The sequence below is a fragment of the Streptomyces sparsogenes genome, assembly GCF_001704635.1.
Lineage (GTDB): Bacteria > Actinomycetota > Actinomycetes > Streptomycetales > Streptomycetaceae > Streptomyces > Streptomyces sparsogenes.
In genome coordinates this window covers 1-907 of the sequence record NZ_MAXF01000189.1, presented here as the reverse complement: position 1 = coordinate 907, position 907 = coordinate 1, and the positions used below count along the sequence as shown (strand labels likewise).

Sequence of the window (907 nt, the reverse complement as noted above, 5' to 3'; positions counted from 1 at the left end):
CCAGGACAGGACCGGGGCGACGTCAAGAAGACGGTCGGCGGCTATCTGCGCGGCATTCCCGAGGACAAGTCGCCCCAGGAGAACGCGGCCTGGTGGAAGAGCCTCAGCAAAGAGGAGCGGGCGGAGTACATCTCCCTCTACCCGGCGAGCGTGGGCAAGCTGGACGGACTGCCCGCCGAGGACCGCGACGAGGCGAACCGTGTCTGGTTCAACGAGCAGCGGGCGAAGTACCAGACCGAGCTGGACAACCTGCCACCCGAGCCGAAGCCCAAGTACATGGCGGCCGGACGGGTCATGGTGCTCAATCCGGAGTGGCGCGAGTGGGACGGCAAGCGCAAGCACCTGATCGGCTCGCTCGACGGCATGAGGCGCATTCAGCAGCGTTTCGACTCGACGGGAAAGACGGACGCCTTCCCCGATTCGCGGCTTTCCGTCGGCCGGCCGAGGGGCGACGGGCTTCCACCGGCGTATCTGCTGGGTTTCGACGCCGAGAACAACGGGCGCGCCATCATCGCGAACGGCAACCCGGACACGGCCGATCACACCGCCGTGATGGTCGGCGGCACGAAGAGCAGGCTGAGCGGCATCTACACGCCCATGGTCGCGGGCACCAACCTCTGGCAGGCCGCCAGCGCGATGCCGGGCGAGCCCAAGGTGTCCACCATCACCTGGAACGGCTATGACGCTCCGCAGAACCTCTTCCCGGAAGGCGCGCTGAACAGGTACGCCGACCGGGCGGCCGGGGATTTCAACGACTTCTTGTCGGGGCTGCACACCTCCCACGACCCGGCGGCCGAGGACCACCTGTCGGTGCAGGCCCACAGCTACGGGTCCGTGGTGGTGGGCTCGGCCGCCCGCCAGGGCACGCTGGAGGCGTCCGACGTGATGTTCAGCGGCCGGCGTCCAG

1 protein-coding gene is annotated in these 907 nt (G+C 68.2%); it reads left to right on the top strand.

Translation table 11 applies throughout. From position 1 onward, the window contains the following. On the top strand, positions 1-907 hold a 907-nt coding region (locus tag BBH68_RS34420), incomplete at both ends, for an alpha/beta hydrolase (protein WP_218029733.1).